The sequence below is a fragment of the Micromonospora sp. URMC 105 genome (assembly GCF_051386295.1).
GTDB lineage: Bacteria > Actinomycetota > Actinomycetes > Mycobacteriales > Micromonosporaceae > Micromonospora.
This window is the reverse complement of the sequence record NZ_JBPQTL010000012.1, coordinates 1-14,688: the sequence shown is the minus strand read 5'-3', so window position 1 is coordinate 14,688 and position 14,688 is coordinate 1. Positions and strand designations below refer to the sequence as shown.

The 14,688-nt window shown below is 74.6% G+C and carries 10 protein-coding genes and 1 pseudogene; 7 read left to right on the top strand and 4 right to left on the bottom strand.

The genetic code is table 11. The features are described 5' to 3' along the window. Window positions 1–175: 175 nt before the first annotated feature. The gene (locus ACSNN7_RS06605; protein ID WP_436679748.1) at window positions 176–2,596 is read left to right on the top strand and encodes a nitrate- and nitrite sensing domain-containing protein; all 2,421 of its coding nucleotides are present in this window, start codon (window positions 176–178) and stop codon (window positions 2,594–2,596) included. After that, complete coding sequence (locus tag ACSNN7_RS06600; RefSeq protein WP_436679747.1) at window positions 2,593–3,015, top strand: roadblock/LC7 domain-containing protein; 423 nt, start codon at window positions 2,593–2,595, stop codon at window positions 3,013–3,015. Before ACSNN7_RS06605 ends, ACSNN7_RS06600 begins: the two co-directional genes overlap by 4 nt. A 130-nt stretch (window positions 3,016–3,145) precedes the next feature. Here ACSNN7_RS06600 and ACSNN7_RS06595 read toward each other — a convergent pair whose 3' ends face one another. Next, window positions 3,146–4,630, bottom strand: coding sequence for a GH1 family beta-glucosidase (locus ACSNN7_RS06595; protein ID WP_436679746.1), 1,485 nt, complete (start codon window positions 4,628–4,630; stop codon window positions 3,146–3,148). Window positions 4,631–5,495: 865 nt separating this feature from the next. Between ACSNN7_RS06595 and ACSNN7_RS06590 the strand changes: the two genes are divergently transcribed. Further along, entirely contained in the window at window positions 5,496–8,402 is a 2,907-nt protein-coding gene (locus ACSNN7_RS06590) for a glycoside hydrolase family 48 protein (RefSeq protein ID WP_436679745.1), read from the top strand. A gap of 298 nt (window positions 8,403–8,700) precedes the next feature. Here the strand turns inward: ACSNN7_RS06590 and ACSNN7_RS06585 are convergent, their stop codons facing one another. Then, the gene (locus tag ACSNN7_RS06585; protein ID WP_436679744.1) at window positions 8,701–9,372 is read right to left on the bottom strand and encodes a DUF3159 domain-containing protein; all 672 of its coding nucleotides are present in this window, start codon (window positions 9,370–9,372) and stop codon (window positions 8,701–8,703) included. A gap of 84 nt (window positions 9,373–9,456) precedes the next feature. Between ACSNN7_RS06585 and ACSNN7_RS06580 the strand changes: the two genes are divergently transcribed. After that, window positions 9,457–10,344, top strand: a complete 888-nt coding sequence (locus ACSNN7_RS06580) for a phosphatase PAP2 family protein (RefSeq protein WP_436679743.1) — start codon at window positions 9,457–9,459, stop codon at window positions 10,342–10,344. Here ACSNN7_RS06580 and ACSNN7_RS06575 read toward each other — a convergent pair whose 3' ends face one another. Then, a complete protein-coding gene (locus ACSNN7_RS06575) occupies window positions 10,345–10,797 on the bottom strand; it encodes a YbhB/YbcL family Raf kinase inhibitor-like protein (protein ID WP_436679742.1) in 453 nt (150 codons plus the stop codon). Window positions 10,798–10,901: 104 nt separating this feature from the next. Here ACSNN7_RS06575 and ACSNN7_RS06570 point away from each other — a divergent pair. Beyond that, window positions 10,902–11,567, top strand: a pseudogene (locus ACSNN7_RS06570) (maleylpyruvate isomerase N-terminal domain-containing protein); the annotation flags it as partial. Between the two features lie 56 nt (window positions 11,568–11,623). On the opposite strand, the gene ACSNN7_RS06565 reads toward ACSNN7_RS06570, so the two are convergent. After that, on the bottom strand, window positions 11,624–12,547 hold the full coding sequence (locus tag ACSNN7_RS06565) for a DUF1028 domain-containing protein (RefSeq protein ID WP_436679741.1): 924 nt from the start codon (window positions 12,545–12,547) through the stop codon (window positions 11,624–11,626). Window positions 12,548–12,777: 230 nt separating this feature from the next. Here ACSNN7_RS06565 and ACSNN7_RS06560 point away from each other — a divergent pair, with 230 nt between their 5' ends. Both ACSNN7_RS06560 and ACSNN7_RS06555 read left to right on the top strand, forming a co-directional pair. Continuing rightward, window positions 12,778–13,758 (top strand): LLM class F420-dependent oxidoreductase, encoded by a 981-nt coding sequence (locus ACSNN7_RS06560; RefSeq protein WP_436679802.1) that lies wholly within the window; start codon window positions 12,778–12,780, stop codon window positions 13,756–13,758. After that, on the top strand, window positions 13,755–14,546 hold the full coding sequence (locus ACSNN7_RS06555; protein ID WP_436679740.1) for an SDR family oxidoreductase: 792 nt from the start codon (window positions 13,755–13,757) through the stop codon (window positions 14,544–14,546). Before ACSNN7_RS06560 ends, ACSNN7_RS06555 begins: the two co-directional genes overlap by 4 nt. The last annotated feature ends 142 nt before the right edge of the window (window positions 14,547–14,688 follow it).

The window sequence follows — 14,688 nt, the reverse complement described above, 5'->3', positions numbered from 1 at the left end:
CGCGGGCCTGGTTGGATGGAGCCCGCTCCCCGACGCGGGGGAGACGGGGACCGAGGAGGCAGGTGTGGGCGCAGGTCCCGACCCGGGGCGGGGCGTACAACGGGGTCGGAGCCGGGGGGAGGTCCAGATCGCACCCCACCGGCGGCGCTCGCCGTTCCGGCTGCGGGACTGGCGGATGCGCACCAAGCTCGCCACCGTGCTGGTCATCCCGTCGGTGGCCTTCCTGGTGCTGGCCGGCGTGCAGACCGCGGCGCTGGTCGGGCAGACCACCGCGCTGAGCGACTTCGCCCGGCAGGTCGGCATAGGCCGGCAGATCACCGGCGTGGTCGACCGGCTCCAGCAGGAGCGGGACCGATCGGCGGGGGAGCTGGCCGAGCTGCGCCGGGCCGGGGGAGAGGCCGACCGGGAAGCGGCGGTCACCGCGCTGCGGCCGTTGCAGGCGGCCACCGACCGGGCCGTCGCCGAGCTGCGCGAGGCGGCGCAGCCGCTGGCCGACGCCGACGCGTCCTGGCGGGTGGCGTACGGCGAGGCGCTGGAGGCGTACGACCAGGTCGTCTACATCCGGGCGGCGGTGCCCCCGGCGGTGCTCAACAGCGACACCATCCTGAGCAACTACCACCGGGCCATCGAGGCGCTGCTCAATCTGCTGGCGGAACCCTCGCCGGGGGAGCAGCAGCCCGCCCTGACCGACGCGGTGCTGCGCTACGTGCAGCTGGCCCGGGTCAAGGAGCTGTCGTCGCGGATCCGCGGGCAGCTCTACGCGGCCGCCCGGGCCGGCCGCTACGACCTGGACGACCAGGTGACCCTCACCGACCTGCGGGCCCAGCAGCTGGCCGCGCTCGGGGCGTTCCGCGTCGCGGCCACCAACGAGCAGGTCCGGCTCTACGACCGGACCTCGGTCGATCCGGCGTTCGTCGCCGCGATGAAGCTGGAGGAGAGGAGCCTGCCCACCGGTGGCGCCCGCGCGGAGGTGCTGCCCGCGCCACAGTGGTGGGCCGCCAGCGAGCAGCGGCACGAGCTGCTGCGCCGGCTGGAGGTGCAGGTGCTGGACGACGCGGTGAGCCGGGCCGACCGGGTCAGTGGGGACCGGCTGCGCACCACCCTGCTGGTGGTCGGCGGCATCGTGGTGGTGCTCGGGCTCGCCGTGCTGCTCGCGCTGCTGATCGGCCGGTCCATCGCCAACTCGATGCAACGCCTGCGCGGCCAGGCCCTGCGGATCGCGCAGGTCGAGTTGCCGGACGCGCTGGACCGGCTCCGCTCGGTGCAGGGCGGCGTACCCGCGATCGACGTGCCGCCCCCGGTGGTCCGTTCCCTCGACGAGATCGGCGAGCTGGCCGAGGCGTTCGTCGCGGTGCACCGCAGTGCGGTCAGCGTCGCGGTGGAGCAGGCGGAGACGCGGCGCACGGTCAACGCGATGTTCGTCAACCTGGCCCGCCGCAGCCAGGTGCTGGTGGAGCGGCAGCTGGAGCTGCTCGACGACCTGGAGCGGGAGGAGGCCGATCCGGACCAGCTGGAGAATCTGTTCAAGCTGGACCATCTGGCCGCCCGGATGCGGCGTAACGACGAGAGCCTGCTGGTGCTGGCCGGTACGGAGTCCACCCGGCGGTGGAACCGGCCGGTCGGTCTTCCCGCGGTGCTGCTGGCCGCCAGCGCCGAGATCGAGCAGTACCAGCGGGTCCGCCGGGAGTCGGTGGCCGACCTGCACGTGGTCGGGCACGCCGTCGGCGAGCTGGTGCACCTGCTGGCCGAGCTGCTGGAGAACGCCACCGCCTTCTCCCGGCCGGACACCATGGTCCGGGTGAGTGGCCGGGCCGAGGGCGGCGGCGCGGTGGTGGAGATCGTCGACCAGGGGCTCGGCATGAGCCCGGCCGCACTGGCGCAGGCGAACACCGTGCTGGCCTCCCCGCCGGCCGCCGACGTGGCCGCCTCGGAGCGGATGGGCCTGTTCGTGGTCAGCCACCTCGCGGCCCGGCACGGCGTGCGGGTACGCCTCAGCGGCGGCGCGCAGGGCTTGGTCGCCCGGATCGAGCTGCCCGGCGCGCTGCTGGCCGCCGCGCCGTCGGCGGAGCTGGACGCGCCGGTCCCCCCGCGGATGCTGACCACTGCGGTCGCCGGCGCGACCGGGGCCGGCGGGCCGAGGAGTCCGGCGCCGGCGGAGCTGCCGGTGGCCGGCCGTCGTCCCACCCCGGCGCCGACGGTGCCGGCCCAGGGTCGGCCGGTGCCGGTCCGTGCCGAGGACGTGCTGGCGCCGGCCGCGGGCGCCCCGGCGGACGGGGCCGGCTGGTGGTCCCGCCAGGGCCCGGCGTCCCCCGCGCCCGTGCCGGCCGGTGACGTGACGCCCGCGCCGCCCGCGACGCCGGTCATCGCAGGGACCAACGACCGGGGCCTGCCGGTGCGGGTGCCGATGGCCCAGCTCTCCGCCGTCACCGAGCAGGCCCGTCCGAATGCGCCCGTGGCGCGGGAGGACCCGGACCCGGAGGCGGTCGGCGGCATGCTGTCGCGGCTGTACAGCGGGGTCCGCCGGGCGGAGGCCGAGGAGACCCGGGAGATAATCTTGCCGCCGGCGGGTGGGCACAGCGAAGGGGGACGACAGTGACGACGTTGAGCCAGGAGGCGCGGGACCTGAGCTGGCTGGTCAATGCTTTCGCGGAACGGGTGCCGGGGGTGGCCCACGCGGTGGTGGTCTCCTCCGACGGCCTGCTGGTGGCGATCTCGGAGCACCTGCCCCGGGACCACGCCGACAAGCTCGCGGCGGTGACGTCCGGGCTGATGAGCATCACCGCGGGGGCCGCGCAGATGTTCGACGGTGACGTGGTCAAGCAGACCGTGGTCGAGATGGGGCGCGGCTACTTCCTGGTGATGCAGATCCGCGACGGCTCGATCCTGGCCACGCTCGCCGGGTCGGACGCCGACATCGGCGTGGTGGGCTACGAGATGGCCCGGTTGGCCAAGCAGGCCGGTGAGATGCTCACCCCGGCGCTGCGCGCCGAGTTGCAGCAGGCGCTGCCGCGCTGACGACGGCCGCCCGGCCCGCACCGGCGGGTCCGGGCCGGCCCCGCGCGGCCGGGCGGGGTGCGCCCGGCCGGGCCGACCCGCCGGACCGCCCCCACGCGGTCCGGCGTACCGGCTTCCGTCGGCGGGTGGCTCAGAGGCCGTTGTCGCTGATCACCTGCCGGTACCAGTGGGCACTGCGCTTGGGGATGCGGCGCTGGGTGGCGTAGTCCACGTAGACCAGTCCCCAGCGCTGGTCGTAGCCCTCGGCCCACTCGAAGTTGTCCAGCAGCGACCAGACGTGGTAGCTCTCCAGCGGCACGCCGTCGGCGATCGCGCGGTGCGCGGCGGCGAAGTGGTCCCGCAGGAAGGCGATCCGGCCGGCGTCGTCGATCGTGCCGTCGGCGCCCAGGACGTCCGGGCAGGGCAGGCCGTTCTCGGTGACGGTGATCGGGACAGGGCCGTAGTCGCGGGTGACCCGGGTCAGGATGTCGTACATCCCGTCGGGGTGAATCTGCTGCCACTCCGCCTCGGAGGTGGCCCAGCGCTGCACGGTGCCGCCGTCGGCGGTGACGTAGATCGGCGTGTAGTACTGCACGGCCAGCAGGTCGACCGGGCTGGAGATGATCTCCAGGTCGCCGTCGGCGATGCCCCGCACCATCCGGCTGCCCTCGCCCAGGTCGGCCAGCACGTCGGCCGGGTACGCGCCGGTGAGCACGGAGTCCAGGTAGAGCCGGTTCTCGTACCCGTCGTAGAGCCGGGTGGCCGCCGCGGCGGCCGGGGTGTCGTCGGCCGGGTAGCACGGGTGCAGGTTGAACGCCGGCCCGATCCGGGCGGCGGAGCCGGTGGCGCGCAGGGCGCGTACCGCCAGGCCGTGCGCGAGCTGCAGGTGGTGGGCGACCAGGTACGCGGCCTCCGGATCCTGCCGGCCGGGGGCGTGGTGCCCGCCGAGGTAGCCGTTCTGCACCACGGTCTTCGGCTCGTTGACGGTCAGCCAGACCGGCACCTGGTCACCGAGTCCCCGGAACACCGCGTCGGCGTAGTCGGCGAAGCGGTACGCGGTGTCCCGGTTCTCCCAGCCGCCGGCGTCCTGCAGCGACTGGGGCAGGTCCCAGTGGAAGAGGGTGACCATGGGGGCGATGCCGCGCTCGTGCAGGCCGTCGACGAGGCGCCGGTAGAAGTCGAGGCCGCGCTGGTTGGGCCGGCCGGTGCCGTCGGCCTGGATGCGGGGCCAGGAGATCGAGAACCGGTAGCTGCGCAGGCCGAGGTCGCGCATCAGGTCCAGGTCGTCGGCCCACCGGTGGTAGTGGTCCGCGGCCACGTCACCGGTGTCGCCGTTGCGGGTGCGCCCCGGCGTACGGCTGAAGGTGTCCCAGATCGACTCGCCCCGCCCGTCCTCCTTCGCGGCGCCCTCGATCTGGTACGCCGAGGTGGCCGCGCCCCAGCCGAAGTCGCGCGGGAAGCGCAGGCTGCCCGCGCCGGGGGTGGCGGCCGGGTCCCCGCTCGGCGGGGTGCCGGTGCCGGCCGTCACGGCGGCGCTCGCGCCGGCCACGGTCGCCCCCGCCGGGGTGAGCCCGGTCCCGGCGGTGGTGGAGAGCGCGGCGCGGTGCGGCAGTGGCCGTCGGGTCAGTGTCGACATGGGCATTTCTCCTCAGGGTGCGGGCCACCCCGACGGCCGGGAGCGCTCCCAGCACCGGCATGCGGGCTTCCGGCCGCCTCGGGAGCGGGCCGCCAGCCTAGAGGGCCGCGCGGAGGCGGCCGGGATGGGGGAAGTGAGATGTGACGCGCGCCGTCGGACCTCCGCGGCGCGCCGGGCAGGCGCAGATAGCGAGCGAGGCCGGCCGGGCGGCGTACGCGCCGTCCCGTCGGCCTCTTTTCCCGTCGACTGCCGGGGTTTAGTGTGGGGACGGGGGAGGGCAACCCCCGTCCCCACCTCTGGTGCACACACGCACGAGTCGAGTTGGCGTTCGCCGTGCGTGTCGCGCGGGAGCCGGGCCACGCGAGTGGCTCTGGTTCCACCTCCCTCCGTCACTGGCGGGTGTCGGCTGGCGACGGCGTCCGGGCTGGCCCGTCGTCAGCCCGTGGGCTGCGCACCGCGGCCAAGCGACCACGGTCGACGAAACATTTGCATCTCCGTCGATGGAAGCGCTCCCATCGGCGATGCAGCGACTGTAACGCCCGTCACGAGTTTGTGAAAGCCCCTACACGAGATCGAAACATGGACAGGTCTCGCCGCCGGGGCGTTGTCGTGGGAGCGCTTCCATGGCAGACTGTCGAATCGACGCAGCGGAGCCAGCTCGCGTGAGCGTGGGTCGCCGAGGGCATCCGGATCTCCGGACGGCACCCGAGGAACCGCGCCGGTGCCGCCACGGCGGCAGGCCGGCCCAGTTCCGCACCGACCACCTTCCCGGGCGCCTCCGTCCCCCCGCGGTCCCTGCTCGCGTGGAGGCGCCTCGCCGGTGACCCCTGCGGCCCCGGCCCTCCTTCGAGGAGACACCGCGCACATGAGACTCTGGGCAAGACGCCGCCGGACGGCGATGCTCGCCGCCACCGCGCTGGCCATCGGCGGGGTGACCCTGCCGGCCGGTGCCGCGCAGGCCGCCCTCGCCTGCGACGTGGTCTACGCGACCAACGACTGGAACACCGGCTTCACCGCCAACGTCACCGTCAAGAACCTGGGCGACGCCCTCAACGGCTGGAGCCTCAAGTTCTCCTTCCCCGACAGCTCCCAGCGCGTCACCCAGGGCTGGTCGGCCAAGTGGAGCCAGACCGGCAGCGAGGTCACCGCGACCAACGAGTCGTGGAACGGCAGCCTCGGCACCGGCGCCTCGACCACCATCGGGTTCAACGGCGCCCACTCCGGCACCAACCCGAAGCCCACCGCCTTCACCCTGAACGGGGTCGCCTGCAACGGCACCCCGGCCAACCAGCCGCCGACGGTGTCGCTGGGGCTGCCGACCGGCCCCTTCGAGGCGCCGGCCGACGTGCCGCTGACCGCCACCGCCGCCGACCCGGACGGGACGATCGCCAAGGTCGAGTTCTACCGCAACGGCCTGCTCGTCAACACCGACACCACCGCCCCGTACGGCTACACCCTCGAGGACCTGCCGGCCGGCAGCTACACCGTGCAGGCCAAGGCGTACGACAACGCCAACGGCATCGGGGTGGCGGAGAAGGCGTTCACCGTCAACCCGGCCTCCGGTCCGGTGCTGGTGGCCACCCCGTCGGCGGTCAGCGTGACCGAGGGCGGCACCGGCACGGTCAACCTGAAGCTCAGCGCCGCGCCCACCGCCAACGTGCCGGTGACCCTCACCCGCACCGGCGACGCCGACGTCACCGTGACCCCGGCGACCGTGACGCTCACGCCGGCCAACTGGAACACCGGCGTGACGGCCACCGTCGCCGCGGCCGAGGACGCGGACACCCTGGGCGGCACCGCCACCGTCACCGCCTCGGCCGCCGGCTTCGCGCCGCTGGCCGTCACCGTCACCGAGATCGACAACGACACCCCGGGCGGGGACAACGCCTACATCAAGCGGTTCCTCGACCAGTACGGCAAGATCAAGAACTCCGGATACTTCAGCCCGGAAGGCGTGCCGTACCACTCGGTCGAGACGCTGATCGTCGAGGCGCCCGACCACGGCCACGAGACCACCTCGGAGGCGTTCAGCTTCTGGCTCTGGCTGGAGGCGCAGTACGGCCGGGTCACCCAGAACTGGGCCCCGTTCAACAACGCCTGGACCGTCATGGAGAAATATATAATTCCGAATCATTCCGACCAGCCCACGGCCGGCGCCGCGGGAACGCCGCAGTACGCGGCCGAGCACAACCTGCCCAGCCAGTACCCGTCGCAGCTGCAGCCCTCCGTGCCGGTCGGCCAGGACCCGCTGCGCGGCGAACTGCAGAGCACCTATGGCACCGGCGACATCTACGGCATGCACTGGCTGCTGGATGTCGACAACACCTACGGCTTCGGCCGCTGCGGTGACGGCACCACGCGGCCGGCGTACATCAACACCTTCCAGCGGGGCACCCAGGAGTCGGTCTGGGAGACCGTGCCGCAGCCGTCCTGCGACACCTTCAAGCACGGCGGCCAGTACGGCTACCTGGACCTGTTCATCAAAGAGGGCAACGCCCCCGCCAAGCAGTGGAAGTACACCAACGCCCCGGACGCCGACGCGCGCGCCGTGCAGGCCGCGTACTGGGCGCTGACCTGGGCCAAGGCGCAGGGCAAGGAGGCCGACGTGGCGGCCACCGTGGCCAAGGCCGCCAAGATGGGCGATTACCTGCGCTACGCGATGTTCGACAAGTACTTCAAGAAGATCGGCAACTGCGTCGGGGCCACCACCTGCCCGGCCGGCACCGGCAAGGACTCCGCGCACTACCTGATGTCCTGGTACTATGCCTGGGGCGGCGCGTACGAGCCGAACCAGAACTGGTCCTGGCGGATCGGCTCCAGCCACAACCACTTCGGCTACCAGAACCCGTTTGCGGCCTGGGCACTGACCAACGTGGCCGAGCTCAAGCCGAAGTCGCCGACGGCCGTCACCGACTGGCAGAAGAGCCTCGACCGGCAGCTGGAGTTCTACACCTGGCTGCAGTCCGCCGAGGGCGGCATCGCCGGTGGCGCCACCAACAGCTGGGACGGCAGCTACGCCCAGCCGCCGGCCGGCACCGCCACCTTCTACGGCATGTTCTACGACGTCGACCCGGTCTACAACGACCCGCCGTCGAACCAGTGGTTCGGCATGCAGGCCTGGTCCATGCAGCGGATCGCCGAGCTGTACCTGCAGACCGGCAACGCCAAGGCCAAGGCGCTGCTGGACAAGTGGGTACCGTGGGCCGTCGCCAACACCATGCTGGGCACCAGCTGGTCGATCCCGTCGGACATGAAGTGGACCGGCCAGCCGAACACCTGGAACCCGGCCGCCCCGCAGCCGAACACCAACCTGCACGTCGAGGTCACGGTGAAGGGCCAGGACGTCGGCGTCGCCGCCGCCTACGCCCGGACCCTGATCGCGTACGCGGCCAAGTCGGGCAACGTGTCGGCCAAGAACACCGCCAAGGGGCTGCTGGACGCCCTGCACGCGGCCAGCGACGCCAAGGGCGTCTCCACCACCGAGAAGCGCGGCGACTACCGGCGCTTCGACGACGTCTACAACGCCGCCGACGGACAGGGTCTCTACGTGCCGCCGGGCTGGACCGGCAAGATGCCCAACGGCGACACCATCGCCGCCGGCAAGAGCTTCCTGGACATCCGGTCGTTCTACAAGAACGACCCCGACTGGCCCAAGGTGCAGGCCTACCTCAACGGTGGCGCCGAGCCCGCGTTCAACTACCACCGGTTCTGGGCCCAGGCCGACGTCGCCATGGCGTACGCCGACTACGGCAACCTGTTCCCGAACGGGTGAGCTGACCCTTCCGGGCGGGTGGCGCGGCGCCACCCGCCCGGGGCCCGACCGGGCCCGGGGGAGCGGACCGCCCGGTCGGCGGGCGGCCCGACGCCCACGGTCGGGCCGGGGGTGGGTCGAGCATCCGGTCGACGCAGCGGATCGCAGACCCACCCCACCGTCCGCTTCCCGTCCCGCCGTGGAAAAACCGCGAAAAAAGAGGGCGTCGTGGGATCACACGACGCCGCGCGACGGAGTACCGTGTTTCTCGGAGAGGCCGCTCCCCCCGTGGCGGCCTCTCCCTTAATTTTTTCCCGGGTCAGCGCCCGTCCGGGGTCACCGGGTGCCGCAGCCCCGGATGGCCGGCCGGCAGCGACCGCCGGATCACCACCCAGCTCACCGTCAGCGCCGCCGCCACCAGCGGCCAGGTCAGCGCCGCCCGGGCCACCGTCAGCGCGACCACCTGACCACCGAGGTAGAGCGGCAGGAACACCGCCACCCGCAGCGCGTACGTCGCCGCCCAGACCCAGCTGCCCCGCGCGTACGCCCGCAGCAGCGCCCGGTCCCGCCGCCACCGGCCCCGCTGCCGCAACGCCACCCCGACCAGCACCCCGAGCAGCGGCCGGCGCACCACGATGCTGACCACCCAGACCAGCGCGCTGGCGGCGTTGGAGAAGAGCTGCACCAGGAAGAAGTCGGCCGCCCGCCCGGTGTAGAGCGCGATCAGCGCGGCGACGCAGACGGCGAGCAGCCCGACCAGCACCGACCTCGGCCGGTCGCCCCGGCGCAGCCGCCACCCGGCCACCGCCGTGCCCACCAGCACGGCCGCCGCCACCCCGCCGGCGATGGACCGCCCGGTCAGCAGCCAGCCGAGGGTGAACGCCACCGGGGGCAGCGTCGCGTCCACCGCGCCGCGCCGCCCGCCCAGCAGGTCCGCCAGCGACTCCGGCCGCTCCGCGACCGCCGGCTCCCGTTCCGCCGTACCGCCCACCGTCACCTCCCGTCCTCCCGGCCCCAACCTAACCGGGGCGCACCGGTGGCCCGCCGCGCAACCTCCCGGGTGTGCCGTTACGGTGTGCGGGTGCGAGCGACGGCAAGGGGTTGGACCGCGGTCTGGTTGGTCGTACTGGCGCTGGCCCAGGCGGCCGCTCTGGTCGTGGTGTGGCGCTTCGCCGTGCACACCGGGACGGGCCAGTGGCTCGACACCGTGGCGCTGACCGGCAACCGGATCGGCCAGGAGCGCATCGACGGGCCGGTCGACCGGATCCTCAACGCGATGTCGGTGGTGTCGCTGCTCGCCGCCACGGCCGTGATCGGCTTCATCGCGCTGATCCGTGGGCGCAAGGGGCTCGCCGTCGCGGCCACCCTGCTGATCGCCGGGGCCAACGTCACCACGCAACTGCTCAAGTACGTCCTCGACCGCCCGGCGCTGGGCATCGACCCCGAACGCGACGCGGTCGGCAACAGCCTGCCCAGCGGGCACACCACCATCGCCGCGTCGGTGGCGTTGGCACTGGTCCTGGTGCTGCCGCCGAAGGTGCGCCCGCTCGGGGCCTTCCTCGGCGTCGCGTACGCGGCCAGCGCCGGCGTGGCCACCCTCTCCGCCGGGTGGCACCGGCCCAGCGACGCGGTGGCGGCGTTTCTGGTGGTCGGGGTCTGGGCGGCGCTGGCCGGGCTGCTCCTGCTGGTCTTCCAGCGGGAGCAGGCGCAGGTCGCCACCGAGGACGCGCACCGGGTCGCCGCCGCCGTGCTCGGCCTGGGCGGCCTGGCGGCCGTCGTCGCCAGCGGGCTGGCCCTGTCCTGGCTGCTCGACCAGCAGCAGGTGCCGGTCGACGAGCTGGGCCGCCGTCCGCTCTTCATCGGGTACGCGGGCAGTGCCGCCGGCATCGCCGGCACGATGAGCGTGGTGGCCGCGCTGGTGCTGCTGCCGGTGCACCGCCTGGTGCCCCGCTACAAGGGCTGATCAGCGCCGGTACGTCCCGACCATGGTGCCGCTGGCCAGTTCCCGGCCGGCCACCGCGGCGTGCACGTCCGCGGCCTGCGGGGCGTCGGCCAGGTCGAGGGGACGGTCGAGGGCGTACAGCCGGAAGAAGTAGCGGTGCGCCTCGTCGCCCTGCGGCGGGTGCGGCCCGCCCCACCCCGTGGTGCCGAAGTCGTTGGGCCACTCCTGGCCGCCTTCGGGCACCGTGCCCTCGTCGACCCCGCCCGAGGTGGGGGAGATCCCGGTGACCAGCCAGTGCAGGAACGGGCTCCGTCCGGCGTCCGGGTCCTCGACCAGCAGCACCAGCTCGGTCGCCGACTCCGGCACGTCGGACCACTGCAACGGTGGTGACGCGTTCCCGCCGTCGCGCGAGAACCGCCCCGGCAACTGGTCGTGGTCGTTGAACGCGGTGCTGCGCAGCATGATGCCGGCCATCTGTCGCCCGCCCCCTCTCGTCGGCCCGGCGCGTACCCGCACCCGGCGGGCCGAAACCGGCGTGGCAGGGTACGGACGCGACGACGGCGGGGAGGAGCTGCCCGGTGGAGACGGTACGGACGGCGTTCCGGGACGAGTGCGCCCGGCTCGACGGGGTCCTGCGCACCCTGGACGAGGCGGACCTGGACCGCCCGACCCCCTGCCCGTCCTGGGCGGTACGCGACCTCGTCGCCCACGTCAGCACCGGCGCCGGCCGGCTGGCCGGCATGCTGGCCGAGCCGGCCCCGCCCCGGGCGGAGGTGGACGCCGCCGGCTACTTCGGCGCGGCGAAGTTCACCCCGGAGGTCGACGCCGCGCGGGTCGACAGCGCCCGCCGGGCGGCCCGCCGACCGGCCGACGTGGCGGCGACGGCGGCGGCCTTCACCGCTGCCTGGCGCGGTACCGACTCCGCGGTGGCGGCTCAGCCCACCGGCCGGATCGTCCGCACCCGCCACGGTGACGCGATGACCCTGGCGGACTTCCTGGTCACCCGGGTGGTGGAGGTCGGCGTGCACGGCCTCGACCTGGCGCAGGCGCTGGACCGGCCGCCATGGCTGACCCCGGCCGCCGCCCGGGTGATCGCCGACCTGCTGACCGGCGGCCGGGCCGTCCCGGCGGAGCTGGGCTGGGACCCGCTCACGGTGATCCGTAAGACCACCGGGCGGCTGCCGCTCAGCGCGGCCGAGCGGGCCGCGATCGCGGCGGCGGACTTCCGCCGGCTCTCCTTCGCCGGCTGCTCGCGGCAGGCTCGGGGCCCGCCGTGGCAGCGGGCGGTCGCCGTAGACCGTCAGTCGCCGGCGCGGGGTGCGGGGATCGCGGCGGCCGTGCGGCGCAGGTGCGTCAGGACGATCGGGTCGATGTGCCCTGGCACCAGCCGTTCCTCCAGGTTCTCCCAGCCGGCCCAGGAGGCGAGCGCCTCCTCCAGCGCGGGCCCGGCGACCGTCGCGGGCGCCGCGGCACCCGCCGGGAGGACGGCGGCCGGCAGCCCGGCGCCGCCGGCCGGGTGGCCCGCGGCGGCCAGCAGAGCGGCCACCTCGTCGGCGAGCGGGCCGGTCAGCTCCAGCAGGGTGGCCGGGTCGGGCTTGCCGAAGAGCATGGTGTGGATGTCGAGCAGCCGGTGCAGCTCGGTGATCGGGTCGGGGTGGTCGTCGACTCGCAGGTCGACCAGGTTGTCACCGGTGCCCGCATACCCACCGCCGCGCTGGACCACCAGGAGGGCCGCGCTCTGGCGACCGCGCCGGTCGCCCCCGGCCTGCTCGCCGGCGCGCAGGGCAGCGAGCAGGCGCTGCGGGAAGGGCAGCGATTCCCCGGCCAGCCAGCCGTCGCGCACCGCCTCGACGACCTGCGGGCCGGTCAGGATGTTGCCCTGCGCCGCCCAGCCGTCACCGGCCAGGCCACCGGCCCAGCCGCCGCACCGCGGGCCCGTCCAGGTCGCGCCGGGGCCTGTGACGCCCACCACACCGAGCTGCCGGTCGTCCCGGCCGTCGTCGGCGGCGACCAGCTGGGCGATCACGTCGGCGGCGGGGACGCCCGCGCGCAGCAGCGCCAGCCCGTTCGGCCGGTAGGAGAGGTTGGCGTGGGCCTGGCTGGCCACCGCGCCCACCTCGGCCTCGGCCCCCGGCACCAGGGCCCCGGCGGCGAGGAACCTGCTGGCCACGGCGACGCCGTGCAGGCGGCCGTCGGCGGAGCGGGCGACGAGGGAGAAGGTCACCGCTGAAGGTTAGCGTCGCCGTCGGGCACCCGGGAGTCCCCGGAACGGGCGGCGGGCGCGCGGCCGGGACTTGCAGTGGCGGACGCCACCGACCGGGCCGGCCGACCGGAGCCTCGTGCGGACACCCCCGCTCACCCCGGCGGGCGTTGGGAGCGCGACGCGCGTGAATCCCGCCCTTGTCCCCGTGCCGGGGAGCGGGCACGATCGACCGGATGACGAACCGATGGGGCATGACGGTGCCGTTGGGCGGCATCCCGCTCGCCGACCACGCCGCGGTCTACGCGGCGCTCGACCGCGCCGGGTTCACCGACGTCTGGTCGTCGGAGGTCAACGGCGCCGACGCGTTCACCCCGCTCGCACTCGCCGCCGCCTGGCAGCCGCGGCTGCGGCTCGGCACCGCGATCGCCCCGGTCTTCACCCGGGGGCCGGGGCTGCTGGCGATGAGCGCCGCCGCGCTCGCCGACGCCGCCCCGGGCCGCTTCGCGCTGGGCATCGGCGCCTCCTCGCCGGTGCTGGTCAACGACTGGAACGGGGTCCCGTTCACCGAGCCCTTCCGGCGTACCCGGGACGTGCTGCGCTTCCTCCAGGCGGCGCTGCGCGGGGAGACCGTCGACGGCGCGTTCGACACCTTCGCCGTCCGCCGGTTCAGCCTGGAACGCCCACCGGCGGTGCCGCCGTCGGTGCTGCTGGCCGCGCTGCGCCCCGGAATGCTCCGGCTCGCCGCCGCCGAGGCCGACGGGGTGATCCTCAACTGGCTCGCCGCCGACGACGTGCCGAAGGCCCTCGCCGAGCTGGGCGGGCGCGGCCCCGGCTTCGAGGTGGTCGCCCGGATCTTCGTCTGCCCCACCGAGGACGCCGGCTACGCCCGCACCCTCGGCCGGCGGCTGATCACCAGCTACCTGACCGTGCCGGCGTACGCCGAGTTCCACCGCTGGCTGGGCCGGGAGAGCGCGCTCGGCCCGATGTGGGCGGCCTGGGCCGCCGGGGACCGGCGCGGTGCCGGCGCGGCCGTGCCCGACGAGGTGGTCGACGCGCTGGTGCTGCACGGCTCGCCCGAGCAGTGCAGCAGCCAGGTGCGCCGCTACGCCGAGGCGGGGGTGGACGTGCCGGTGCTCGCGCTGCTGCCCACCCCGGAGCTGACGTCCGGGGGCGCCGCCGCGCTGGGCGACCTGATCGCCCGGCTGGGACCGGCGGGGGAGGAGCGGGCATGAACCTGACCGATCGGGTGGCCGTGATCACCGGAGCGGCGGGCGGCATCGGGTCCGCCCTGGCCCGCCGGTTCGCCGCCGAGGGTGCGGCGGCCGTCGTGCTGGCCGACCTGGACGCCGCCGCCACCGCCGCGGTGGCCGACGGCATCGGCCCGGTGGCCCGCGCGGTCGCCGTGGACGTCACCGACGAGGACCAGGTCCGCGAGCTGGTCGCCGACACCGAGCGACGGTACGGCCGGATCGACCTGTTCTGCGCCAACGCCGGCGTGGCCACCGGCGGTGGCGTCGAGGCGGACGACGCGGCCTGGGACCGCTCGTGGCGGGTGAACGTGCTGTCCCACGTGTACGCCGCGCGGGCGGTGCTGCCGGCGATGCTGGCCCGGGGCGAGGGCTACCTGCTGCACACCTGCTCGGCGGCCGGGGTGCTGACCGCGGTGGGCGACGCCCCGTACACCGCCACCAAGCACGCGGCGGTCGGGTTCGCCGAGTGGCTGGCGATCACCTACCGCGACCAGGGCGTGCGGGTGAGCGCGCTCTGCCCGCAGGGGGTGGACACGCCGATGCTCGCCGACGGGCTGGCCGCCGGCCATCTCGGCGCGCGGGTGATCGCCGCCTCCGGCGCGGTGCTCACCCCCGACCAGGTCGCCGACGCGGCCATCGCCGGGCTGGCCGAGGAGCGCTTCCTGATCCTGCCGCACCCGGAGGTCGCCGGCTACGCCCTGCGCCGCGCGGAGGACCCGGACGGCTGGCAGGCCGGCCTCCGCAAACTGGTCCGCCGCCTCCGCGCCTGACCCCTCCCGCGCTCCCGCCGGCCCCTCCCGCCGGCCCGCCCGGTGATCAAGAAGTTTGCGTCTCGGCGGGCCGGTTTCCCGACGCAAACCTCTTGATCACCGGGGCAGGCAGGACCGAGCCGGCGCTGGGCGGGGTGGGGTG